This is a genomic window from Bacillus sp. FSL L8-0152 (assembly GCF_038006365.1).
GTDB classification, from domain to species: Bacteria; Bacillota; Bacilli; order Bacillales; family Bacillaceae_G; genus Bacillus_A; species Bacillus_A cereus.
Genome location: NZ_JBBOVB010000001.1, coordinates 2,601,102 through 2,625,147 on the forward strand (window position 1 = coordinate 2,601,102; position 24,046 = coordinate 2,625,147).

Here is a 24,046-nt window from a genome sequence, read left to right on the forward strand (position 1 = left end):
TATATTATATGGGTACATGTTGCGGTTAATACAAGCAATTGGAGGGCAATTTTATATGATTCAATATAAAAGATGTAGTGAAGTAAATATTGATTTAGTATATGAAGCTTTTAAAGATGGATTTTCCGATTATATTATTAAGATGGAAGTTTCAAAAGGTGATTTTATACACCGTTTTTTGGGACCAGAAGGTAATTTGCTAGAACATTCTTTTCTTGCTTTAGACGGTGACAAATCAGTTGGCGTAATATTAGGTGGTATAAAGGATTATGAAAGTATAAAGACTATGCGCTGTGGAACATTAGCGGTTCATCCTAATTACCGCGGTATTGGTGTGAGTCAAAAATTATTTGAACTGCATAAAGAAGAGGCGATTCAACATGGATGTAAGCAACTTTTTCTCGAAGTCATTGTAGGAAACGACCGAGCGATTCATTTTTATAATAAGTTGGGCTATGAAAAAGTGTACGATCTTTCTTATTATAATTTAAATGATTTGACTAAAATAATGAATAAAGATTGTAAGGATATTGAAGTAAAACAATTAGAATTTCCAACTTTTAAAGATGAAATTCAGAAATGGTTAAACTTCCATATAAATTGGCAAAATGATGTTGATTATATCGAAAAAACAAATAATGTATTTTATGGTGCATATGTCACTAATGACTTAAAAGGCTCTCTATGTGTAAATGAAGAAGGTAAAATTAGTTTTATTTTCGTAGATAAAGATTATAGAAATATTGGTGTTGGGATGAAATTATTAGAAGTAGCAAGAGAAGAATTACATTTATCAAGTTTATCAATTGGGTTTCCTAACAATAATTTACTGGAGGTTTTTTTAAAGAAATGTAGATTTGAAAAGAATTCTTTAGCACAATATGAAATGTATTTATTACTCTAAGAGCGGAAAGATTTATTCTTTTCGCTTTTTATTTTGCTGTTATGTTGGTAAATGCTCCGTAACTATAATTTATAATGCGAGGGAGTTTGTTTATCCTTAAGTTATTTTTTAAATTGTCAATTTCATACTAATAATTTTCTTTGTATAATATTCTAATTTTATGTAGAATAGATACGATGGGAGGGGATGAAATGAATAATGGATTAAAGTTTAAGATTTTTGAATTGCATTGTCTCGTTCAAAAGACTTATTCTGATATTAAAATGGCATGTGATATTGCTATTTATCAAGAAAACACTTCTAAATATTTAATTTCATTAGGATTTTTAAATAAATCATATATGACTTATATAGAAGCAAAAAGATTCTATCGCGAAAATGAAGAGCTTGTAAGTGTAGAATTTGATAATTTCTTTGATATGTATGATAAATTAGAAAACGAATTAAAACAAGTTATTTCAACTGAAGATAAAAATCCTTCATCGCTACATAGCAGACTTGATCAGTTTCAGCAGAAAGTTGAAAATATAAATGACCTAATAAAAGTATTGCAAAATGCTCGTTAATGAATGCTTTTTTCTTTTTGTATAGAAATTATGTATTAAAAACATTTTAGGGATATTACATATTGAAGAGGTGGCTTTTGTAGATTACAAAAGTCATCTTTTTATGTTAGGAATAGATTGTATACATTTTAGCAGTTTCATATAAATAATAGAAATTTATACGAGGTAAATATCATGGGAAATAAAAAAGAAATAGCTATAGTAGCATTAACAACAGGATTCGTTTTAACAAGTGTAACACCATATGGAGTAGGTCATGCAGAGGAACCTGGTCAAATGCAAGTTGAAATTCAAGAGGATTCGTTCCGTACAGGTGATCTGACACAACCATCAAAAAAGGCACCAGAGAATGTAGTGAAAGATGCACTTAAGGAAAATACGGAGCATGCTTTGTCTCCAAAACAAGTTAGTGCAGAAACAGGAGTAGATTACAAGGTTCTTCAAAAACGTGGTTCTTATGATGGAACTACACTTGTGCGCATGCAACAAATATATGAAGGAAAAGAAGTATATGGCCACCAGTTGACTGCTCACGTAGATAAAAAAGGTATTATTAAAAGCATTTCAGGAGCTAGCGCACAAAATTTAACACAAGAAGATTTAAAGAAACCTATTAATTTATCAAAAGAAGAAGCAAAACAATATATTTATAAAAAGTACGGAAACGATACTAAATTTATTTCTGAGCCAGAAGTTAAGGCAGTTATTTTTGTTGATGAAAATCATGGGCAGGCTAGCAATGCATATCAAGTTACATTTGCTGCTACAACACCAAATTATGTATCTGGAACTTATTTAGTGAATGCTCATAATGGTGAAATGTTAAAAGATATGGTACAAGAATCAAGTTTGAAAATAAGTGAAGAGTATGTTCAATCCGTTAAGGAAAATAAAACTAGCAATTTCACATCATTAACTGGAACAGGAAAAGATGATTTAGGCGTAACTCGTACATTTGGTATTTCTAAACAGACCAGTGGGAATTATGCGCTTGCTGATTACACAAGAGGACAAGGAATTGAGACATATGATGTAAATTATAGAGATATTACAAATGAAGAAAGTTATTATCCTGGTATACTAACAACTAGCGTTTCAACAACATTTAATGATCCAAAGGCGGTAAGCGCTCATTTCTTAGCAACAAAGGTATATGATTTTTATAAAGAAAAATATAAGCGTAATAGTTTTGATAATAAAGGGAAAAAAGTAGTTTCAGTTGTACATGCATGGGATTCCGGAGGAACAAATGATCCTGAAAATTGGGAGAATGCATTTAGTACTAATATTAATAACATTAGTATGCTTTTATATGGAGATCCTATGGTAAAAGCGTTCGACATAGCGGGTCATGAATTTACACATGCGGTTACATCTAGCGAATCTAACCTTGAATTTTCAGGAGAATCTGGGGCGATTAACGAGGCATTATCTGATATTATGGGAACGGCTATAGAGAAATACATAAATAATGGAGAATTTAACTGGACAATAGGAGAACAAACGGGATCGACTTTTCGTAATATGAAAAATCCAACTGCAATTAATTTTTCAGAAGGACTACCGTATCCTGATGATTATAGTAAATATAATGATTTAAATGGAGAGGATTATGGAGGCGTTCATTTTAACTCAAGTATTATTAATAAAGTTGCGTATTTAATTGCACAAGGTGGTACTCATAACGGTGTAAATGTAAATGGTATTGGTGAGGATAAAATGTTTGATATTTTCTATTATGCAAATACTGATGAATTAAACATGACTTCTGATTTCTCTGAATTGAGATTGGCATGCCTTACAGTTGCAACTAATAAATATGGAACGAACTCAATTGAAGTTCAAGCAATCCAAAATGCTTTTGATGCGGCAAAAATTACAGGAACAGTGAAAGAAAACGAAAAAGCAGTAGAAAACCAAGCTCCAGAGTTAACTGTACCGATTACCATTACACTACGTGTAGGAGATACGTTTGATCCAATGAGAAATGTAAAAGCTGTTGATAAGGAAGATGGTGATTTAACAAATAAAGTAAAGCATAAAGGCGATGTAGATACTTCAAAATCAGGTACATACATTATGGAATACATGGTTGTTGATTCTCAAGGGCGGAATGCAACGGCAACACAGACTGTAATTGTAGAGAAAAATGGAGAAACATCAGATTTAGAACCTAAATTAACAGTGCCTGTTGGAGCGACAATTCATGTAGGAGATTCATTTGTTCCAATGGCAGAAGTATTAGCTAGCGATAAAGAAGACGGTGATCTCACTTCTAAAATCAAAGTTGATGGTGAAGTAGATACATCTAAAGCTGGTACTTACGTATTAACGTACACGGTTACAGATTCTAAAGGTCATGAAGTAACGGCGGAGCAAACTGTAACGGTCAAAGTTAGAGAAGAAGTTAAAAATGATAAACCAATACTAAAAGTACCTGCTACAACTTCAATTACTGAGGGTGATCAATTTGATCCGTTGGTAGGAGTATCAGCTACTGACAAAGAAGACGGTGACCTTACTTCTAAAGTAGCGTATGAAGGAACTATAGATATAACTAAAGCTGGTACTTATGAAATAATATATAGTGTAAGAGATTCCGTGGGTAATGAGGTAAATACAATACAAAAAGTGTTAGTGAAAGATAAAGAAACTAGCAAACCTAATGGTCTTGCTAATAAGACAAACAACAGTAATACCGATAAAAAAGAATATACATATAAGGAGCTTCCAAAGACGGGTGTAAGTACAACTAACAGTGCAACAATCGGCATATTGATGATTATTGCAGGTACAGTACTCACTTTGATTCGCAAATTTAGAAAGATACAAAAATAATAGTAGGGATTATTCGTTTGAAGAAAAGAGTTCAGTATTCAAAAGAAATAAAGTAGAAAGTAAATAAAACGAAATATGGATTTTTTACTTATTAAGATTTTAATAGTTAAGCGGTACATTTGGCTTTTATAAAAATTTGCAGTTGGATACTATTCTGTCTACAGAACTATATTACATATAAAACACGTTACTATTCTTTTATTTTAATGAGAATAGTAACGTGTTTTTTGATTTGAAAATAGCATAAATCCTATAGCTCATGAATATAGGAGTACTTCTAATTTGCCATTGATAAGTTACTGAAAACACTTTGCTTTAATGGAAGTGTCACTCTAAATGACAACATGAGATTTTCGATATTTACCAGGTGTTTCATTGGTGAATTTTTTAAAAATTTTAGTAAAATAACTTTGATCGCTAAAATTAAGCGAAGCGCATATGTCTGATAAAGGATAGGTGGTGAAAGTTAATAATTTCTTTGCTTCTTCGATTCGTTCACGTTGAATGTACTCAATTAATGAAATACCGACTTCTTTTTTAAATAATATAGATAAATAATCTGAATTCACATTTGCAAATTTAGCAAGTTGTTTAACAGATATTGGATTGTAAATGTTTTTAAAAATGTAGTTTTTGCAAATAGCAATAGTCTGTGAATGTTGCTGTGTTTTTTGTGCCTTTACACGGTCTGCAAAGGTACAAAAAGCATTTTTTAATAAATCCCAAACAGATTCTTTGTCTTTTAAATCTTCTGTTCTTTGAATATGTAAATCATAAATTTTGTAAGCAATCCCAGATGGAAGTCCCCCTTTTATCGCATATCTAGTAGCGAGCGTGATGGATGAAATACAAATGTTTTTATGACGTCTTAATTGATGGAATGAAGATAAAGATGAAAGAGTCTCTTGTTGGAATTCGTAATAATATTTGAGTACGGTTTCTTTATCCCCGTTTTCTATAGAACCAAGCAGTTGCTGCTCTATATATAAATTATGATAAATGGATTCGTCTTTTTGCATTGAAATATATACATCTTTGTTTAAGATTCTGCTATGACTTATATGAAGTGAGTCACTGTTATTTGAAAATGTGCTTACATCTGAATTTTTTTTATAGAGAATGTTATAGAACAATATTGCTATATTTACAAAGAAATTTTGATCTTTGACTGACAATGAAAAATAATGGTCTCTTGTTCTTTTATAATTTGGAATGAAATTAAGGTTACTATCCGTTTTACTTGTAGAAAAATTTACATGTGCCAAGGGCCCAATAATAACAGTACCGTTCACCATATAATCGCTCTTTATGTGAATTAAAATGAAGTGCCCTAGATGTTCGTGAGTTCTGAAGATGGGGAAATTATATGTATCATTTCTCTGAAAAAGCACATGTAACTGCTCTATTTTTGATGTATACAACGAATGTGAATCACTTTTTGATGTGAATTCTAAAAGAATATTTTTGTTACAATCTAAAAAACAAACTGGAATTTCAAAAGATTGGAAAAACATATTGCAAATGTACTCTATCTCAACTAGACTGAGCTTTTTAGTCATATTCTTCCTCCTTACAGTTATGCGTAATAGTTAAATAAACATATATTCCTTTTTTCATAAGTAGAAACGGAAAACCTTTATTAATAAAAAATATAAATAAAAGTTATAAACTTCTAAGAATAATACCATAATTTAACATGAATAGCACATATTATTTGAATATACAGGTAATAGTTTTGGACAGTAGCGTAAAATATGAATCGTCACACTTATTTGTTGGTTATTACTTATATGTATTAAAAAATGATTAAGATTGGATTTTAAATAGGGATAGGAAGTGAGAAATTAATAGATTGACAGTAAGTGACTAGTCGAAATTAGTAGTGAAAGCTATTATGTAACAAATGTAATGATTCTTGAAATAGGGATATAAGTGTAATTTAGGGGAGAAAATTACATATATCATGTGGAGAGACAACGTAATAATAGAAGATAAGAAAAGTGAATAAGTGATTGTAAACAATGGATTGTTGGACGACTATGTTTTATGTTATTCGTTTAAAACTGATACTTGGCACACTATTGCTTTTAAGAAGGTAATAGTAATAAAGAGATTTTTAAAATGATAGAAGTAGTAAAGGGGATAAGAGAAATGAAAAAAATATTTAGTGTGCTTTTAGTGTTTTTCTTAACATTTTCTACATGGTCTAGTGTATTAGTAAAGGCGGATTCACCATCTAAAGGTACTTTAACGATTCATAAGTATGAACAAGAAAAAGATGGAGCGCAGGGACTAGAAGGTGACGGTTCTGCAAATCAAGAGGTGCCAAAAGATGCGAAACCATTAAAAGGTGTAACGTTTGAAGTAAAAAGGGTTGCTTCTTTTGAAAAAATTTCAAACGATGGGAAAATCGTAAAAGAAGACGTGAAACCTGTAATGGGAGCCACTCCAAATCAAGTAGTAACAGATGATAACGGACAAGCTGTATTAAAAGATCTTCCGCTAGGACGTTATGAGGTGAAAGAAGTGGCAGGACCTCCACATGTTAATCTAAATCCCAATACGTATACAGTGGATATCCCATTAACGAATAAAGAGGGTAAGGTGCTAAACTATGATGTTCACATGTATCCTAAAAATGAGGTTAAACGTGGTGCAGTTGATTTAATAAAAACTGGTGTAAATGAAAAAGCATTAGCAGGTGCTGTATTCTCTTTATTTAAAAAAGACGGTACAGAAGTGAAAAAAGAGTTAGTAACAGATGCTAATGGTCATATTCGCGTGCAAGGATTGGTGTATGGAGAATACTATTTCCAAGAAACAAAAGCTCCGAAAGGCTATGTAATAGATCCAACTAAACGTGAGTTTTTTGTTAAGAACTCCGGAACAATTAATGAAGATGGAACTATTACTTCTGGTACAGTAGTTAAATTAGAAGTGAAAAACTATGAAGAACCAACAATTGATAAAAAGATTAACGGAAAATTGGAAGCGTTACCAATCAATCCGTTAACTAATTATAATTATGATATTAAAACATTAATTCCAGAAGACATTAAGGAATACAAAAAATATGTGGTAACAGATACTTTGGATAATCGTTTAGTGATTCAAGGAAAGCCAATCGTGAAAATTGATGGAGCAGAAGTAAATGCAAGCATTGTAGAGGTAGCTATAGAAGGTCAAAAGGTAACAGCTACAGTAAAAGATTTCACAAAATTAGATGGTAAAAAAGAATTTCATTTGCAAATTAAATCTCAAGTAAAAGAAGGAGTACCATCTGGTTCGGAAATTTTAAATACAGCAAAAATTGATTTTACAAATAAAAATGATGTAATTGGAGAAAAGGAATCTAAACCTGTAGTTGTTGTTCCGACAACTGGAATAATTGAGTTAACAAAAATTGATGGTGCTAATAAGAATAAATTAAAAGGTGCAGAGTTTGTACTTAAAGATAAAAATGGAAAAATAGTTGTTGTAGCAGGAAAAGAAGTAACAGGTGTATCAGATGAAAATGGTGTTATTAAATGGTCTAACATTCCATATGGAGACTATCAAATTTTTGAAACGAAAGCACCAACATATACAAAAGAAGATGGTACAAAAGCTTCTTATCAATTATTAAAAGATCCCATTGATGTAAAGATTAGCGAAAATAATCAAACGGTTAAATTAACGATTGAAAATAATAAAAGTGGATGGGTTCTTCCGGTAACGGGTGGCATAGGAACGACTCTTTTTACTGTAATAGGCCTTACGTTAATGGTTACAGCGGCATTTGTTTTCTTTAGAAAAAAGTTTGCTAATAATTAAGATTTTAGGAACATGTAACTATGGGAAAAGGGGAGAAGCAAAATGCTTCCCTCTTTTCGATATTTAAGCATATACAGAGGTGGAAATATGAAACGAAATCTTGTTTTGGGAGGTATTTTTTTATTTGGATTAGGCGTTTTTTTATATCCTACTATTAGTAATTGGTTGGCGACTCGTGCACATTATTCTGAGATTAGCTCTTACGATAAGAAGATCAAAGCGCTACAAAAGAAAGAAGTCGAACGTAGGAAAAAAGAAGCAGCCGAATATAATAAACAAGTTCACACTTCCACGAAAACATTTACTGATCCATTTTCTGAAAAAAAAAGTAATCATCAAGCATATGCTGATGCGTTAAATTTAGGAGATGTAATGGGGTATATTGAAATATCGAAAATTAATATAAAACTGCCAATCTATCAAGGGACATCTGAGGAAGTATTGAGCCGCGGGATAGGTCATTTAGATTTTTCTTCGCTCCCGATAGGTGGAGAAAATACGCACACTATTTTAACAGGGCATCGTGGTTTACCATCAGCAAAATTATTTACAGATTTAGATAAGTTGAGCGAAGGAGATCTCTTTTATATTCATTCTTTAGACAAAGTTCTTGCTTATAAAGTAGATCAAATTAAAGTAGTGTTACCACACGAAACGGACGATCTACAAATTGTAGAAAATAAAGATTATACAACTTTAATTACGTGTACGCCTTATGGAGTAAACACCAATAGATTGCTAGTTCGAGGTGTGCGTGTGGAGTTAAACGAGAATGAAAAACAAAAAGTGAGTACAGAGATATTTATATTTAATAAGTGGACTGTAATAGTTCCAATCCTATTGTTATGTGTGTTTCTAGTCGTAATTTATAAGAAAAGGTTAACTCGATAGAATGTATTTATTTATCCTGCATTAATGGACATTGGGACCGGAAATTCAGAGATAAGTAAAGAAGATATATAGGGAATGAAGTAAATCCTCATTGATAAACATGTCATTTTATTCGACTATAGAAAAAATACGGTAAAGGTGGGAACAAAGGAATTGAGGCTACGATTAAAGCTGGTAAGTATTCATTTTATTGTTTTGTTAATGTTAAGTGTAAGTTTTGTCGTATATGTACCACAAGAAGCATATGGATCCACGACAAACTTAGAAGGTCTAGGTGATATATCGCGTTATAATGCAGTTGTCTTTGGTAACCATAAAGCAATAGGTGGCGACATTGAAGGAGCAATTGCAGTTCAAGGTGATATGGATGCATCGGGGTATACAATTGTAGGTGCTGCAGCGGGAACATCTAATATAGTAGGTGAAAAATGGGTTGATGAGGGATATCCGTCCTTGTTGTTGTCTGGAAAATTTAAGAAATCAAGAGAAGAATCTTTTATCATTCAAAACGGAATAGTCGTAATGACAAAAGAGAGTGATCCAGATCGCATCATACAATCTTCTTATGATCATATCGTTTATAAAGAAAAACTAGAAATTGACGCGAAATTTAATGAATTTCGCAATATAGTGAACCAAGTCAGTAAAAATGCTGGTCAATATAAAACGAATACCCCAATTCCAAATATGAGTTATGGAATCGGAAAAGATATAAACAATTCTAATATTTATGTTTCATCAGAATTGACAGGGAAAAACAATTTAGATATAAGAGATGTATTTTTACCGAGTGCTAAGGACAAAGATTTTATTGTTATGTATTCGGATGCAACAGAGGTTACATTTAAAAATGGGTCTATTCTATATGACACGAACAATATTGGAAGGGCTACAGATATAGTTCCTACATCACAACCATATTCTCCTAATTCGCCGTTTACTGAGCTATATGGGAAAGTGATTTGGGTTTTTCCAAATGCGAAAAAAATTACAACAGAGGGATATGGTGTCGTTGGGAGTGTGTTTGCCCCCAATGCTGTATTAGAAACAAAAGGCGGTTCGATTAATGGACAAGCATTTGTTGGTGCGGTACAACAAACTGGTGGATTTGAATTTCACAATTTCAAATTTAACTGGCAACATTGGAACAAGCCTAGTACTGGAAAAGTAAAAATAAAAAAGGTTGATAGTAATAATGATAATAAAAAATTGGTGGGAGCAAAGTTTCATATAGAAGATTCAAATAAAAAAGTAGTTGGAGAACTAGTAACAAATGAAGAAGGAGAAGCGATATCAAAAGACTTACCAATAGGAAACTATATCCTTGTAGAAATAGAAGCGCCAAAAGACTATGAATTATTAAAAGAAAAAATAACTGTAAAAATAGAAAAAGATGCAGTAGTAGAAATTAAAATAGGAAATAAGAAATTGCCAGATCCAATGGGAAAAATGAAGTTAGTGAAAGTAGACATAAGTGATAAAAATAAAAAGCTAGCAGGGGCAAAGTTTCATATAGAAGATTCAAAAGGAAAAATAGTTGGAGAACTAGTAACAAATGAAGAAGGAGAAGTAATATCAAAAGACTTACCAATAGGAAACTATACCTTAGTGGAAGTAGAAGCACCTAAAGGTTACGAATTATTAAAAGAAAAAATAACTGTAAAAATAGAAAAAGATGCAGTAGTAGAAATTAAAATAGGAAATAAGAAATTGCCAGATCCAATGGGGAAAATGAAGCTTGTGAAAGTAGACATAAGTGATAAAAATAAAAAACTAGCAGGGGCAAAGTTTCATATAGAAGATTCAAAAGGAAAAATAGTTGGAGAACTAGTGACAAATGAAGAAGGAGAAGTAGTATCAAAAGACTTACCAATAGGAAACTATACCTTAGTGGAAGTAGAAGCACCTAAAGGTTACGAATTATTAAAAGAAAAAATAACTGTAAAAGTAGAAAAAGATGCAGTAGTAGAAATTAAAATAGGAAATAAGAAATTACCAGATCCGACTGGACAATTTGAAATTGAGAAAGTTGATGATAAGGATATCAATTTAAAACTACAAGGCGCTATATTTCAAGTCTTAGATAAAGAGGGTAAAGAAGTGGCTAGATTAACAACGGATGAAAAAGGAAAGGTGATTTCCAGTCAATTAGTACTTGGAAAATATACGATAAAAGAAATAAAAGCGCCAAACGGATATATGTTACTTAGGGATCCAATAGAAATAGAAATTACAGAAGCAGTAAAGACACAAAAAATAACAGTGAAAAATGCGAAGAATAATTGGGTAATTCCTAATACTGGTGGGAGCGGAACAACAATTTTTTACGTAATTGGTATTATGCTAATGTTTGGTGTGCTATATTTCTGTAAGAAAAATCGTATATTATGAACTAATTTTATAGAGTTAGACAGATCGTTACGTTAGAGAGTTTTTAGGACATGAGTTCGGTATTGTACTGGACTCATGGTACTAAATTTGTTAAAGGAGGAAGGATAATAGTAAACATAGAATATATTAATGAATTAAAATATTTAAGAGGTGAACATGGTGGCAATAAAACAAGACGAAATTAAAGTAGTTGTCGGAGCTGGAGTGTTTAATAATAATCCAGGTTGGATTCAAACGCAAGAAGATGAACTTAACTTACTAGATAAAGCTACGTGGGAAGAAAGATTTGAATACAACTCTATTTCAGCTATTTTAGCTGAGCATGTATGGGAACACCTTACTTTTGAAGAAGGTGTAAGAGCAGCTGAAATTTGTTATGAATTTTTAAAACCATCTGGTCATATTCGGTGCGGAGTCCCTGATGCATTCTTTCAGGATGAGGTATATCAAAATATAGTTCAAATAGGGGGCCCCGGTCCGAAAGATCATCCAGCAGCAAGTCATAAAATCGTTCATAATTATATAACATTAACGAAAATGTTTGAAACTGCTGGATTCGAGGTAGTTTTACTTGAATATTGTGATGAAAATGGTCGGTTTTATTACAACGAATGGGATGCAAACGACGGTGTTATTTTCCGTTCGAAAAGGTATGATTCTAGAAATAAAGGCGATAAACTTGGTTTTCCATCGCTAATTGTCGATGCGATTAAGCGTTAATCATTAATCATTCCACAAAAACAGGAGTTAATCCTATTATTTCATAAGTCGCAAATGCGGCTTTTTTTATTTGTACGTAAATCTATATTTAATTTTCAATATTATTTAACTCGATTTAGAAAATATTTAAGTTTTTCTCAGCACCATTCACTTTAAATTAACACTTCGTTGTTATAAATATTTATTTTATATTTATATTCGTGTAAAATGAAGTGAGAACATACATTCTATATAAGGAGGCAATCAAAATGATAGCTGAAATTGGGAAACTAACTGATGGATATATTGTAAAATTTGAACGCGAATTTCCATATACGGTAGAGGAAGTTTGGTCTGTATTAACAGAAAACAGTAAGCTGAAAAAATGGATGTCCAATTTACAGATTGAAAGCCTTAAAACTGGTGGAATAATAAAGTTCGACATGATGGACGGTTCATTCATAAACATTGATATTTTAGAGTGTCAACTAAACTCAGTACTTGAATTTACTTGGGATAAAGACCGTGTCCGATTTGAAATACATAAAGAGGAGAATGGTACTCTTTTACTTCTTAAAGAGTACATTCATGAATTAACAGATCATACACCGAGAGATATAGCTGGTTGGCATATTTGTTTAAATCTTTTTTCTTACGTTTTAAAAGGAGAAGAGAAAGAATTTTCTAAAGATGAATGGCAACAATGGTTTGAAATATACAAGGATAAGATTCATGAAGTGAGAGGATAATTGCATAATAGGTAATATTCATTATGTAATTATTATATTGTAAAAATGCTTTTGTGAATAAATAAGAATAGAGGTTAATATGAAAGTAAATCAATTAATTGCTAATAACATAAATAAATTAGATGCAACTATACCGTTTAATAAATCGTTTGGAATTGCTGGGTTATCTGGATCGGGTAAAACAACTTTTTGCCAAACAATTGGTGAAGAGTCAAAAAAACGATTAGTTTCTTTATTACCAAAGGCTGAATATCAATATTTATTTCCTAACATTATGGAAACAAATTTTAGTGCTATTAAGATGGAAGAAATGCCGTTAGTACTTTTTCTAGGAAAATCATCGATTTCGTCTAATCCGCGTTCAACGATTGGTACTCATACTGGTGTTTTTACAGAGGTTCGGGAAAAACTTGCTGAAGTATTTAATCTTTCTCCAGAGGTCTTTTCATTTAATAATCAATTAGGCTGGTGTACTGGTTGTAAAGGCCGTGGTACTACAAAAAATGTTGAGTGTAAAAAATGTAAGGGAAAACGTTATAGTGAAGAAATTGAACAACATGAAATTGATTTGTTGGACAAGCCACATTCAATCTCAAATATTAATGATTTAAGTATTGAATCTATTCTTTCACTAGCAAAAGAGTTAAATATTAGTGAAGAAAAACAGCATATACTGCAAAATATTATTAATATGAACATTGGTTATTTAACATTAAATCGAATTATGGGTACGTTATCAGGTGGAGAGTTAACACGACTTTATTTGGCCGAATTCATGGCAGTAAGTGAAAATGCTGTAATTATTATTGATGAGATTTCAGTTGGACTTGATCATGAAACTTTATTACAAATTTTAGAAGAGATTAAACGATTAGGGTGTAAAAATCAAATTTGGCTTATTGATCATTCAGATACAGTACTAGATACAACTGATGAGCAATTGTTCTTTGGACCTGGTAGCGGAAAATATGGCGGGAAAATTGTGGAAGAATCACCAAGACCAAAGTCAATACTGTGGGATCGAAATAAAGAAATACCAACAGAATATTATACATTCTATGATTTATATTGCCGTAATATCCAAATGGCTGAGTTTCAAATTCCTAAAAACAGGCTTGTAACAGTTACAGGAGAATCAGGATGTGGGAAATCTACACTTGTCAACGAATGTCTAGCTACAGATTTTTTGAAACGATATCCAAAAGATAAATTAGTTATGGTAGGACAAGACCGAAATCAATCAATTACAAGTCGATCAACTGTAGCAACTTTCCTAGATATTAAAAAGAAACTGACAAAGTATAGTGAAGACATTGATGATATTTTTGAGCGCTCGATTGAGGATATTATTGATGAACTTCCAAATGAAGATATCGCTTATAAACGTTTGAGCCTACTAATTAAATTAGGGCTTGGCTATTTAACATTAGAGAGAAAAACACAAACATTATCGACAGGTGAGTTTCAATGTGTTCATTTAGTTTCGGAATTATTTGCAAACACTAGAAATCCACATACATTATTTATTTTTGATGAGCCTTCAAAAGGTTTATCACAAAATATTTTAAATCAATTTATCGATAGTATTAGAGGTATTCTGCAAGATGAATCAGTTTCGATCATTATGATTGAGCATAATCGTTACATGTTAGAAAGCTCTGATTATATAGTTGATTTTGGAAAAAGGCAGAATGAATCTATAGAGCATTTGGATGTTGTCAATCATGAGGATTACTATCGTCAAAAAAGTAATGTGAATAGCACAGAGAAAATACACATCTCTTCAATGCTTAGGCAGAAAAAAGGGGTTCACTATTTAGAAGAAAATCATATTAACTATTTTAAAAATGCCGAAAATATTTATAAGGGCGGTATTTTAAAAAGTTTATCATCAATGGCTAGGTTAATTTATGGTGAATATGAATCTAATACAATCGCACCTGTTATTGCTATTGATCTTGAAAAACATTTATATAGTCAATATAGTTTCTTATATGAGCTTGGTGGATTAATTAATCATATTGTAGCTGCTCATCCAATTAATAAAGATACGAGAAGTTTTGATTTCTATTCACAGGACAATCATTGTCCATCTTGTTCTGGACGTCTTCAAATTGAAGTTTTTGATAAAGATATTGCCATTCAAGATAAAAGTGTTCCATTTTGGGATGGGCTATTCGATCCAGAAATCATGAAGGTATTAAAATTTTATCAGCATGAAAAAATAGAATTTCTATTCGAAGAAATAAAAAATGAGCTTGGTCACGATTTGTCAAAGAGCTATAATGATATGTCAGAAGAAGAAAAGCATACGTTTTGGTACGGATATTTTGAAAAATCATTTTATGATAAAAAAGGAAAGACACGCAGAACATGGGTAGGGTTTAATACAATTATTGGTGGATATATTGTTATTTCAAAAGCACCTATTAAAGAAGAAATTAAGAGTTCAAAAAAAATGATGAAATGTCCAATTTGTGAGGGGACGGTTTTAAATCATCATAAACCACTTAAATTTGGTAACGTAGATATTCGTGAAATAATCAATCAGCCTATTAATAAAGTATTGAAAATAGTTGGTGATTTACCGGCACTTGTTAAATTGAAGTCTATTGTTGGTGGCGATATGGTATTGACGGAAGATGTTTCTTTATTGCCAAGAAAAGCACAAGTTGCATTGAAAATGTTTGAATTAGAACAAGCAAGCTTTTCAAACTATGAAATGGTGTTACAAAATGTCTTACCATTCTGGAGCGAAATAAAAGGAAATATCGAATCCATTAGTGTTAATAATCAGGTAACTGTTTGTGATTTCCCTAATGTTTATGAAACGAGAGAAACCATTATAGATAAGTATTTCACAAATGGTAAATATAAAAAACTTACGTATGTATACGAAGCGTTTGGATACAAAAAATTAGTTACCCAAATTAATAAAATTAAAAAAAGTAATCCATGTCCATTTTGTAAAGGTAAGAAAGTGATAACCGAAGATAATCTACATGATGGTGTCTTTAAACTAACAATTCCATGTGTAACTTGTAATGCAAGTGGTATTAATGACGAAGGGTTAAAAGAAGTTGTCGAGGGCGTGGATGTACAAACGTGGTTAACTGGAAAAGTAAGTGATGTTGTGAATGAAAGCTTATTAACAGAAGCTGTTGGACAAATACCCATTTTCAATCGCATACGTGAGTTGGATAAACGAGATATGATGGCGGTTTATGAATGTCTTGAGAAAAATAACTAGTGATGGATTTGTCAATTGCAGTAGTCATAAAAACAGGAATATAGGTTTTTAATTATATAAATATAACATGTTAAATTGTTATTTAAATCGTTAAAAATAGTTGACCCTCACATAATGTCATTGTTTATGATGAAGTTGAGCTTCAAAGTAGATGTAACTTATAGGAGGAAATCATGTTTAAAATAGGGGATTTTTCGAAACTATCTTCCATTAGTATACGTATGTTGAGACACTACGATAAAGTGGAATTATTACAACCAGTAAAAGTCGATGAGCAGAGTGGATATCGATTTTATTCAGCTGACCAATTAAAAAAGGTAAATCAAATTCAAACATTAAAAGCTATGGGGTTTAATATTGCTACCATCAAAGAAATAATAGAATGCGATAATATAGATAGCATAAAAGAGCGATTTTTAAATCGTAGTGCTCAAATTAAAGAAGACATGAATAACCTCCAAAAACAATTACGTCTCCTCGAAGACTCAATGAAAACGATGAGAGAGGATGTTGTTGAGATGAATTATCATGTTTCAATAAAAGAAATTCCAGAAAGAACTGTAGCTAGTGTTAGAAAGATTATTCCATCGTATAATTGCGAAGGTGATTTATGGAGTGTATTAATGCAAGAAATTCAAATGAAAAATATTAGTATTGCCCATCCGAGTTATAGTATTGCGGTTTTCCATGATCGTGAATACAAAGAAAATGATGTAGATATAGAAATACAGCTAAGTATTCTAGGTAAGCACGAAAATACAAAAGACGTTACATTTAAAAATATGAAATCAACCAATGTAGCTTCTATAATAGTTAATGGAAGTTATGAACAGATGACAGCTGTAAATGAGGCTGCGGCAAAATGGATTGAGACAGAAGGTTACAAATTAGCAGGCCCGATGTTTAATATTTATCATGTGAGCCCAGCGATGGAATCGGATCCTAATAAGTGGGTTACAGAAGTTTGTTATCCAGTTAAATAATGATAAAGAAAAAAGGCATTAATTATATGCCTTTTTTCTTTGGAAACTTATCCATAAATATCAAGACAAATTACTTCGAGATTCGATTCGTCAACTACTAGCACAATTTTATTTGCAAATGTACAAAATGAGCGGATTGTAATGAATCATCTAAAAACCAACCAGTTGGTACTAAAGTAATGTAATCATCTATTTGGAAATTTCAGCAATGTTTAAATGAGCAACAAAAGCCACCGTAATAAGGGGCTTTTGTCTTAAATAATTTAATGATATGTGTACCCTCCATCAGGAAACAATACATTACCCGTAGTAAAACTATTTTGCATTAAATATAGAACAGTATGTGCAATTTCATTATTATGGCCAGGCCTTTTTACAAGAGAAAGAGATTTATAAGATTCATAAGCAGCTAGTCTATTTTCGTTTTGTTCATTCTCTCTTTGTATTGTTCCAGGAGAAACAACATTAACTCTAATAGGAGCTAATTCTACAGCTAAAGCTTTCCCTAAACTTTCAATAGCACCATTGCAAGCTCCATAAGCAGGTGCCCCTTTAAGTGGTCTTTGACTAAATGCACCAGACATTAACACAATCGATCCAGAGTTTGAAAGAAAAGGAATTGCATATTTTACGGCATAATATTGAGGCCAAAACTTTCCGATGAAGCTACTTTCAGCAATTTCCTCTGTAGAGGTAATCGGTCCAAGTGTGTAAGAGGCTCCCGGTGTGAATAAATGATCAAAGTTCCCAACTATCTTGAAAAAATTTTGTAATTGCTCTTTATTTTGATTATCCAATATATAAGTTTGAAGATGATTGTTATTTATTACTTCTCGAGCAACTTTTAATTTTTCTTCCGAGCGTCCGGCAATAATAACATGTGCGCCTTGTTTAATTGCTTGTGTTGCTGTTGCTAATCCAATACCAGAACTCCCGCCAATGATAACAATACGACTATTTTCTAATGTAGTAATAGACATATTTTAGCCACTCCTTTAATAAAAAATTTAGAATATAACTGTGCTATGCTTTTATTATTCGCTAAAAGGGAGCAAGTGAAAAGTACGCACTTTATATGTACATAGTCGTAAATTTTGTACTAATCGCTATACATGCGGATAAGTAATTGGAAAAATCGCTAAATATGGTTTATCCCGCATTAACGGGCAGTAAAACTCTCACCTCAAAGTTAGGAAAATGTAAGGAAGTTAGGTAAGAGGTCAACTGCCCGTAAAAGCCCGATTGGTTCAACTAATAATCAGTGTGGGATGGACAAAACCCCCACTGATTAAAGTTTCACTTTATGATATCTGAGGAGAGGTGAGAAAAATGGATTTACAAGAACCGAAGTTAAAAGGAGTAATAGCAACATTACAAATAATCGGTGGGAAATGGAAGCCGCTCATTTTGTTTATTTTGCTAACAGATGGAACGAAGCGTTTTGGTGAATTAAAGCGATTAATACCAGATATATCTCAAGGGACGTTAGCAAAGCAATTACGTGAATTAGAGCAAGATCAACTAATAAAACGCGAAATTTATCAAGAAATACCACCTAAAGTAGAATATAGCTTAACTCAACATGGAAAAACAGTCAGTACTGTTTTGGATAGTATGTGTAGTTGGGGAAGAGGGCATTTAAAATATATAGATAAAGATAAACCATAAAAATGTTATGTAAACTTATTGTAGTGTGAAGGGAAATATTGTTTTAATAATTTGTATTTTATAATATATAATTAAGGAGTGTCGTAGGTTATTATACATATTTAATTTATTTTTACAAAGGGGAAGTAATAAGATGAACGAATTAGAGTATAAAAGCTTCTATGATAAAGTAGGAAGATTAAATGGATGGGATTTTAGCAAAATAAAATGTGAAACTGTAGGAGATACATGGGACTTTTATAGTGAGGTAAAAGAAAGGTGTAAACCATCACATATTTTACTTGATGTTGGTACAGGCGGAGGAGAAAATGTACTTAACATAGCATCATCAGCTAAATTGTTGATTGGAATTGATAATTCTAACGGCATGATTGAGACGGCACATTCTAACTTGAAAAAATCAGGTGTACAAAATGTTGAGTTTCTTCAAATGGGTTCTGAAGCTTTAACATTTCCACATGCACATTTTGATATTACTTCAAGTTGTCATGCCCCGTTTCTGGCATCTGAGTTAGCAAAAGTAATGAAAAAGGGTGCCTTTTTCTTAACACAACAAGTAAGTGAGAATGATAAATTAAACCTGAAAGAAGCATTTGGTAGAGGACAATGCTTAGGTGAACGGGATGGTACTTTAAAAGAAAAGTATATGAATGAACTTATTAGTGCAGGATTTGATCTCGTGCAAGTACGTGAATATGATGTTACTGATTATTACAGTAGGTCTGAAGATCTCATTTTCTTATTAAAACATACTCCTATTATTCCTAGATTTGGAGAACAGGAAGAGGATTTTACTATTTTACAAAAGTTCATTGATACGTATAGTTCTGAAAAAGGGATTCGTACTAATTCAAAAAGATTTATGATTATTGCTGTAAAACCTTAATGTATTTTATCGTAAAAGTTGCTTTTCATTTAAGGAAAGGCAGCTTTTTTATATGGAAACAATGCAGGGGAAATTTGAAAAAATAGAAATAAGTAAAGTGTTAATTAAAAACCGAAATATGGAGGATATTTGTTTTGAAACGTTAGTGTACTAGCAATAAAAGAAGCTAACATATTCATACTAAAGTTGTAGTTTCTATATGAAAAATCCATCCTTCCGTTTGATTTTATCTATTTATAAGTGTAATACAATACAAATAGATAATAAGAAATGAGGGGGAATGTAAAGTGATTACACATATATCAGATATAAAACTACAAACGGTTTCCATAGAAGGGGTAAAACAAGTTTATAAGGACATATTATCTTTTCCAATAAAAAAAGAAACAGCATCCTTCATTCAATTTGAAGTAACACCTTATACAACAATTAGTTTTCAAGAAGTGTATGAAACAATCGCACCTGCACATTTTGCTTTTGAAATCCCATATTCAAAATTCCATGAAACAGCAAAATGGTTAAAGGACTCTGGATTACTCATTGTAAAATGGCAAAATGGAAATGTAATTGGTGAAGAGAATGGTCTATTCAATTTATACTTTAAAGACGGAGATGGAAATCTACTCGAAATTATCGCACATAGTTATGTTAAAGAGGATGTATTAGTACCACACTCACCTTTAAACATTTTATACGTAAGGGAAATTGGTCTTCCTGTTAAAAGTGTACCTGTTTTTACGGAATGGTTAAAATCAAATCTAAATATGAAAACGATGGAAGATGGGGATATTTTTAACTTTGTTATAGGTGGCACTGCATATATCGTCGCGACTTGGTGGCAGCGACCTTGGATTCCAATTGCAATGAAAGCTCTATCACCGAAAGTACACGTTTCTTTAGGAACACCAGACGTCGCATTTTTACAGCGAATCCATAATAACTTTAAGAAAAATAGTGTACCATTTGAATGTAAACGTAATGAAGTATCATTTATTGAGCAAGGATATACATTTTCAATTGTGCATACATCAGAGTTTCATTCGGATATTCCTAAACAATTAAGCTTACCGCTTTCTATTTAAGGATGGAAAGCGGTAAGTTTTTTGTATATTCGTGAAGAAGGTTTTAGCTAGGATTATAGTGAATTTAAAGAGAAATATAAGGTGTTATTCTAATTTATGTTAAGGGGGGAAATAAAGTGGTTTTAGGTAATCTAATTGCAAAAGGGAATACAGCAGAAATTTATTTAACTGATGATAAGGTTGTAAAATTATTGAAAGATTACCTCCCAGATACAGAGTCTATGAATGAAGCAAAAAAACAAAAATATGCGTATTCATGTGGGTTGCCAGTTCCAAACGTATTTGAAGTGAAAAAGATACAAAATAGCCAGGCAATTATTATGGAACATGTAAAAGGGGACAACATTGGTGATCTTCTGCTTAATAATTTAAATGAGGCAGAGCGTTATATCAGCCTTTGTGTTAATGAGCAAAAAAAGATCCATGCTATACATGTGAATACAGATGAAATGGAGTTAATGAGGGAAAGGTTAGAGCGTCAAATTAAATCTGTGCATAAATTGGATGAACGCAAAAAGAAGGATATATTACAAAAATTAGATTTTATTACATTTGATTTTAGGCTATGTCATGGAGATTTTCATCCATTTAATTTGATTTTGAGTAAGGAAGAGAAAGTGAAAGTTATAGATTGGGTAGATGCTAGTTCAGGTGATATTCGCGCAGATGTATTTCGAACATACTTGTTGTACTCACAATCTTCGGTAGAATTAGCTGAGATGTATTTACATATATATTGCAGTCGTACCGGCATATCAAGAGATGAAGTTTTTCAATGGGCTCCTATTATTATTGCAGCTAGATTTTCTGAAAAAGTATCACCGCAAAATGAAGTGTATTTGAGAAGATTATTGAATCAGTATTTATAAGTCATAAAAAAGGTTGTCAGCTAATTAATAAATGCTGTTGTTTAACCAAAGTTTCCTTGCAGTTAAACAACAGCATTCTTAAATATTGATATAGGTATTCTTATTTTCGATCTTCATCCTATAAAGGTTCATAATCCGTACTTGTTCCTCCGTTAATTCTTCTTTATCCCAATACATATGCATTAAGCTATATTCAAAAATCTCCTTTAATTTAATAAATAACGGAAACTTGTCTTTCATCTCTTTTGGTAGCTCATTTTCCTCTTGGTAGCCTTCAAATAGTGCTTTTGTAATTGAATACTCATAGTCAACGATATTCCCATTTCCAGCAAATGAATATTCTATCGCACTATAAATAGGAACGGCTAAATCGAATATGTAAAAATGTTTTTCGCAGTCTTGAAAATCTATCATTGTTAAGTTTGAATTATTTTCGACTAAAATGTTTTCTAACCATAAATCTCCGTGAATTAAGCCGTAATTTGAAGAGGATTTTGGTAGCTCTTTTATGGAAGTTAAAACGTCAGATGCAATTTCTCTTATTGTATTTTCTTCTTTAGGGATATATTTAAGAAAATTATATTCTTCATTTTCATACCAATCGTTTATATGTTTTACTGGTTTAATCTTTTCAAAGCTTTTAGATATACGATGTAATTTTCCAATTTGTTTACCAAGTTTTTTAAATATATTAGAATTCCATTCAGACCTTGGTAAATGTATACCAGGAGCAGCTTTATATAATACAGCAAAAATCTCCTTGTCTAATGTGAATTTTTCTACAAAATTCCCTTGTAATGAAGGGATTATTGGTGGAACACCTAAACCATTTTGATATAAAAAATTCGTATATATAACTTCTTCTATCTGTTCTTCATATGTTTTGTAGTTTGTAATTCTACTGAAGTATGTACCTTGTTCTGTAAGACATTCATACATCTCATTTGTTATTGGCTTAATGTTAATAAAATTCAACGGATACTGTTCATTTATGAATTGAAGTATTTCTTTTTCTAGCTTGTTCATTGAAACGTCCTTTCCAAACCTTAATTTTTTAACTTGGGAATTAAAAGAATTTTATTTTATAAAATTCGTGTTTAATTTTTGAAATCCTTTAAAATGAAATATGATGTAAATTGACCTTTAATAATTAGTAAGGTGTTGCCAACATACTCATTAACGCTAAATTGAAAAATGAATAGAAGGTATGACAAAATAAGATAGATGAAAAAATAAAAATTAATACTTATATATAGATTATAAAGACTTTAGAGAAAGGCTCATGTTATAAAACACAAGAAATATCAAAAGAAAGAAACGCACTTCTCCTATACTTTTAAATAAGGAGTGAAGGAAATGAATGAACATATACAGCAGATGATTAATTGGATTGAGAGCAATTTAAAAAGGAGATTTTCTTTAGATGAATTATCTCGTTACATGGGGTATTCTCCTTATTATTGCTCTTTTAAATTTCATCAAGTAACGGGTTTCAGTATTAGACGTTATATTCTTCTTAGAAGGTTATATGTATCTACGGAAGATTTAAAGAATGGTAGGAAGATAATTGAGGTAGCGTTGGATTACGATTACTCTTCCCAAGAGGCTTATAGTAGAGCTTTCAAAAATGTTTTTGGAATGAATCCAAGAGAATACCAACTTAACAAAATGCCTATTCAATCATTTGTTAAACTAAATTTAAATAAAGAAGGGGCGTTTAAAATGAATATTTCTAGAAAAATAGAGGTTGAACAGTTACGAGATAGGAAGAGTGAGCTATTTGATAAAGAGGTACTTAACATATTAAATGGTCAAGTTATGTATGAAGAATTTAAAAACGAAAAGCTAATGGGTAATTCTGATTATGCCCCATTTAATGAGGCAATGTGTGTGAACTCGGCTACTACTCAAGTTTTTAATGAAGAGTTTATTAAAACAAGAGCGAAAGGACATAACAGTTCAGTAGAAAGTTATATAAAAAAGGTTATAGATCCGTTAGAAAACCTTTTTACGAAAAAGTATAAATGTATTGTTCTATGGTTTGGTGAAGATATGTTTTGCCAAATGAACCTACTTACCATACTTTCTCACCTTGAACAGTCTGCTTATGAAGGGAAGGTATACTTAAATAGCTTTAGAGAGGATGAATTTAAAGTAAATCAAATTGAACTTGAATTGGGGAATTATTCTTCTATATACAATGAAGTATTAGTAAACCATAAAAAGACCTCTCATAAAGTACCACCTGTAATGTATCAGGCTATAGACTTATTTTTAGAAATGTTAACAGAAGATAATGCAGTAATGAAATTCATCTCTAAAAATAAAGATTTATCAACTCGTGAGTTATTAATAAAGTTGTTTTATCTTTTTCCAACAATCGGATATGGGGATACTCAGTACATAGAGCTGATTAATAAAATAAAGAAGAAAGCTACACCAAAAATATAGGTGCAG

The 24,046-nt window shown here is 31.5% G+C and carries 18 protein-coding genes; 15 read left to right on the forward strand and 3 right to left on the reverse strand.

Annotated features, from left to right (window positions below; translation table 11 throughout):
- Nucleotides 1-55: 55 nt before the first annotated feature.
- The 3 genes from MHH27_RS13075 (at nt 56) to MHH27_RS13085 (ending at nt 4,308) form a co-directional block, all read left to right on the forward strand.
- Nucleotides 56-904: a GNAT family N-acetyltransferase gene (locus MHH27_RS13075; RefSeq protein ID WP_340942836.1), complete on the forward strand. Its 849-nt coding sequence runs from the start codon at nt 56-58 to the stop codon at nt 902-904.
- A 191-nt stretch (nt 905-1,095) separates the two neighbouring features.
- The gene (locus MHH27_RS13080) at nt 1,096-1,470 is read left to right on the forward strand and encodes a hypothetical protein (protein ID WP_001059026.1); all 375 of its coding nucleotides are present in this window, start codon (nt 1,096-1,098) and stop codon (nt 1,468-1,470) included.
- Between the two features lie 174 nt (nt 1,471-1,644).
- Nucleotides 1,645-4,308, forward strand: a complete 2,664-nt coding sequence (locus tag MHH27_RS13085) for a M4 family metallopeptidase (RefSeq protein WP_340942839.1) — start codon at nt 1,645-1,647, stop codon at nt 4,306-4,308.
- Between the two features lie 332 nt (nt 4,309-4,640).
- Here the strand turns inward: MHH27_RS13085 and MHH27_RS13090 are convergent, their stop codons facing one another.
- On the reverse strand, nt 4,641-5,867 hold the full coding sequence (locus MHH27_RS13090) for a helix-turn-helix domain-containing protein (protein WP_139213236.1): 1,227 nt from the start codon (nt 5,865-5,867) through the stop codon (nt 4,641-4,643).
- Nucleotides 5,868-6,459: 592 nt separating this feature from the next.
- Here MHH27_RS13090 and MHH27_RS13095 point away from each other — a divergent pair.
- From MHH27_RS13095 to MHH27_RS13125, 7 genes are all read left to right on the forward strand, one after another.
- Nucleotides 6,460-8,121: an LPXTG cell wall anchor domain-containing protein gene (locus tag MHH27_RS13095; RefSeq protein WP_090976738.1), complete on the forward strand. Its 1,662-nt coding sequence runs from the start codon at nt 6,460-6,462 to the stop codon at nt 8,119-8,121.
- Between the two features lie 87 nt (nt 8,122-8,208).
- Complete coding sequence (locus MHH27_RS13100) at nt 8,209-9,012, forward strand: class C sortase (protein WP_340942843.1); 804 nt, start codon at nt 8,209-8,211, stop codon at nt 9,010-9,012.
- Nucleotides 9,013-9,165: 153 nt separating this feature from the next.
- Nucleotides 9,166-11,403 carry an MSCRAMM family protein gene (locus MHH27_RS13105; protein ID WP_098289496.1) on the forward strand — a complete coding sequence of 746 codons (2,238 nt, stop codon included), beginning with the start codon at nt 9,166-9,168 and terminating at the stop codon, nt 11,401-11,403.
- A gap of 159 nt (nt 11,404-11,562) precedes the next feature.
- Nucleotides 11,563-12,123, forward strand: a complete 561-nt coding sequence (locus MHH27_RS13110; RefSeq protein WP_025118314.1) for a class I SAM-dependent methyltransferase — start codon at nt 11,563-11,565, stop codon at nt 12,121-12,123.
- Between the two features lie 248 nt (nt 12,124-12,371).
- The gene (locus MHH27_RS13115) at nt 12,372-12,851 is read left to right on the forward strand and encodes an SRPBCC family protein (protein ID WP_050843667.1); all 480 of its coding nucleotides are present in this window, start codon (nt 12,372-12,374) and stop codon (nt 12,849-12,851) included.
- 79 nt (nt 12,852-12,930) lie between these two features.
- A complete protein-coding gene (locus MHH27_RS13120) occupies nt 12,931-16,101 on the forward strand; it encodes an ATP-binding cassette domain-containing protein (protein ID WP_340942848.1) in 3,171 nt (1,056 codons plus the stop codon).
- Between the two features lie 173 nt (nt 16,102-16,274).
- The gene (locus MHH27_RS13125; protein ID WP_090976665.1) at nt 16,275-17,084 is read left to right on the forward strand and encodes a MerR family transcriptional regulator; all 810 of its coding nucleotides are present in this window, start codon (nt 16,275-16,277) and stop codon (nt 17,082-17,084) included.
- Between the two features lie 263 nt (nt 17,085-17,347).
- On the opposite strand, the gene MHH27_RS13130 is transcribed toward MHH27_RS13125, so the two are convergent.
- Entirely contained in the window at nt 17,348-18,064 is a 717-nt protein-coding gene (locus MHH27_RS13130; RefSeq protein ID WP_090976667.1) for an SDR family oxidoreductase, read from the reverse strand.
- Between the two features lie 349 nt (nt 18,065-18,413).
- Here MHH27_RS13130 and MHH27_RS13135 point away from each other — a divergent pair, with 349 nt between their 5' ends.
- The 4 genes from MHH27_RS13135 to MHH27_RS13150 all read left to right on the forward strand — a co-directional run bounded on the left by MHH27_RS13135 (nt 18,414) and on the right by MHH27_RS13150 (nt 21,589).
- Entirely contained in the window at nt 18,414-18,752 is a 339-nt protein-coding gene (locus MHH27_RS13135; RefSeq protein WP_029442367.1) for a winged helix-turn-helix transcriptional regulator, read from the forward strand.
- Nucleotides 18,753-18,885: 133 nt separating this feature from the next.
- Entirely contained in the window at nt 18,886-19,638 is a 753-nt protein-coding gene (locus MHH27_RS13140) for a class I SAM-dependent methyltransferase (protein WP_090976669.1), read from the forward strand.
- 287 nt (nt 19,639-19,925) lie between these two features.
- Entirely contained in the window at nt 19,926-20,720 is a 795-nt protein-coding gene (locus MHH27_RS13145) for a VOC family protein (protein WP_098509211.1), read from the forward strand.
- 116 nt (nt 20,721-20,836) lie between these two features.
- Nucleotides 20,837-21,589, forward strand: coding sequence for an aminoglycoside phosphotransferase family protein (locus tag MHH27_RS13150; RefSeq protein ID WP_090976674.1), 753 nt, complete (start codon nt 20,837-20,839; stop codon nt 21,587-21,589).
- A 78-nt stretch (nt 21,590-21,667) separates the two neighbouring features.
- On the opposite strand, the gene MHH27_RS13155 is transcribed toward MHH27_RS13150, so the two are convergent.
- Nucleotides 21,668-22,615: a phosphotransferase enzyme family protein gene (locus tag MHH27_RS13155; RefSeq protein WP_090976675.1), complete on the reverse strand. Its 948-nt coding sequence runs from the start codon at nt 22,613-22,615 to the stop codon at nt 21,668-21,670.
- 330 nt (nt 22,616-22,945) lie between these two features.
- Here MHH27_RS13155 and MHH27_RS13160 point away from each other — a divergent pair, with 330 nt between their 5' ends.
- The gene (locus MHH27_RS13160; protein WP_048564648.1) at nt 22,946-24,040 is read left to right on the forward strand and encodes a helix-turn-helix domain-containing protein; all 1,095 of its coding nucleotides are present in this window, start codon (nt 22,946-22,948) and stop codon (nt 24,038-24,040) included.
- Nucleotides 24,041-24,046 lie beyond the last annotated feature (6 nt).

Excerpts from the sequence above, each read along its gene's own strand:
- MHH27_RS13090 (WP_139213236.1), bottom strand. The coding sequence starts at position 5,867 with ATGACTAAAAAGCTCAGTCTAGTTGAGATAGAGTACATTTGCAATATG.
- MHH27_RS13160 (WP_048564648.1), top strand. The coding sequence starts at position 22,946 with ATGAATGAACATATACAGCAGATGATTAATTGGATTGAGAGCAATTTA.
- MHH27_RS13095 (WP_090976738.1), top strand. The coding sequence starts at position 6,460 with ATGAAAAAAATATTTAGTGTGCTTTTAGTGTTTTTCTTAACATTTTCT.
- MHH27_RS13155 (WP_090976675.1), bottom strand. The coding sequence starts at position 22,615 with ATGAACAAGCTAGAAAAAGAAATACTTCAATTCATAAATGAACAGTAT.
- MHH27_RS13140 (WP_090976669.1), top strand. The coding sequence starts at position 18,886 with ATGAACGAATTAGAGTATAAAAGCTTCTATGATAAAGTAGGAAGATTA.
- MHH27_RS13135 (WP_029442367.1), top strand. The coding sequence starts at position 18,414 with ATGGATTTACAAGAACCGAAGTTAAAAGGAGTAATAGCAACATTACAA.
- MHH27_RS13130 (WP_090976667.1), bottom strand. The coding sequence starts at position 18,064 with ATGTCTATTACTACATTAGAAAATAGTCGTATTGTTATCATTGGCGGG.
- MHH27_RS13125 (WP_090976665.1), top strand. The coding sequence starts at position 16,275 with ATGTTTAAAATAGGGGATTTTTCGAAACTATCTTCCATTAGTATACGT.
- MHH27_RS13120 (WP_340942848.1), top strand. The coding sequence starts at position 12,931 with ATGAAAGTAAATCAATTAATTGCTAATAACATAAATAAATTAGATGCA.
- MHH27_RS13100 (WP_340942843.1), top strand. The coding sequence starts at position 8,209 with ATGAAACGAAATCTTGTTTTGGGAGGTATTTTTTTATTTGGATTAGGC.
- MHH27_RS13085 (WP_340942839.1), top strand. The coding sequence starts at position 1,645 with ATGGGAAATAAAAAAGAAATAGCTATAGTAGCATTAACAACAGGATTC.
- MHH27_RS13115 (WP_050843667.1), top strand. The coding sequence starts at position 12,372 with ATGATAGCTGAAATTGGGAAACTAACTGATGGATATATTGTAAAATTT.
- MHH27_RS13080 (WP_001059026.1), top strand. The coding sequence starts at position 1,096 with ATGAATAATGGATTAAAGTTTAAGATTTTTGAATTGCATTGTCTCGTT.
- MHH27_RS13075 (WP_340942836.1), top strand. The coding sequence starts at position 56 with ATGATTCAATATAAAAGATGTAGTGAAGTAAATATTGATTTAGTATAT.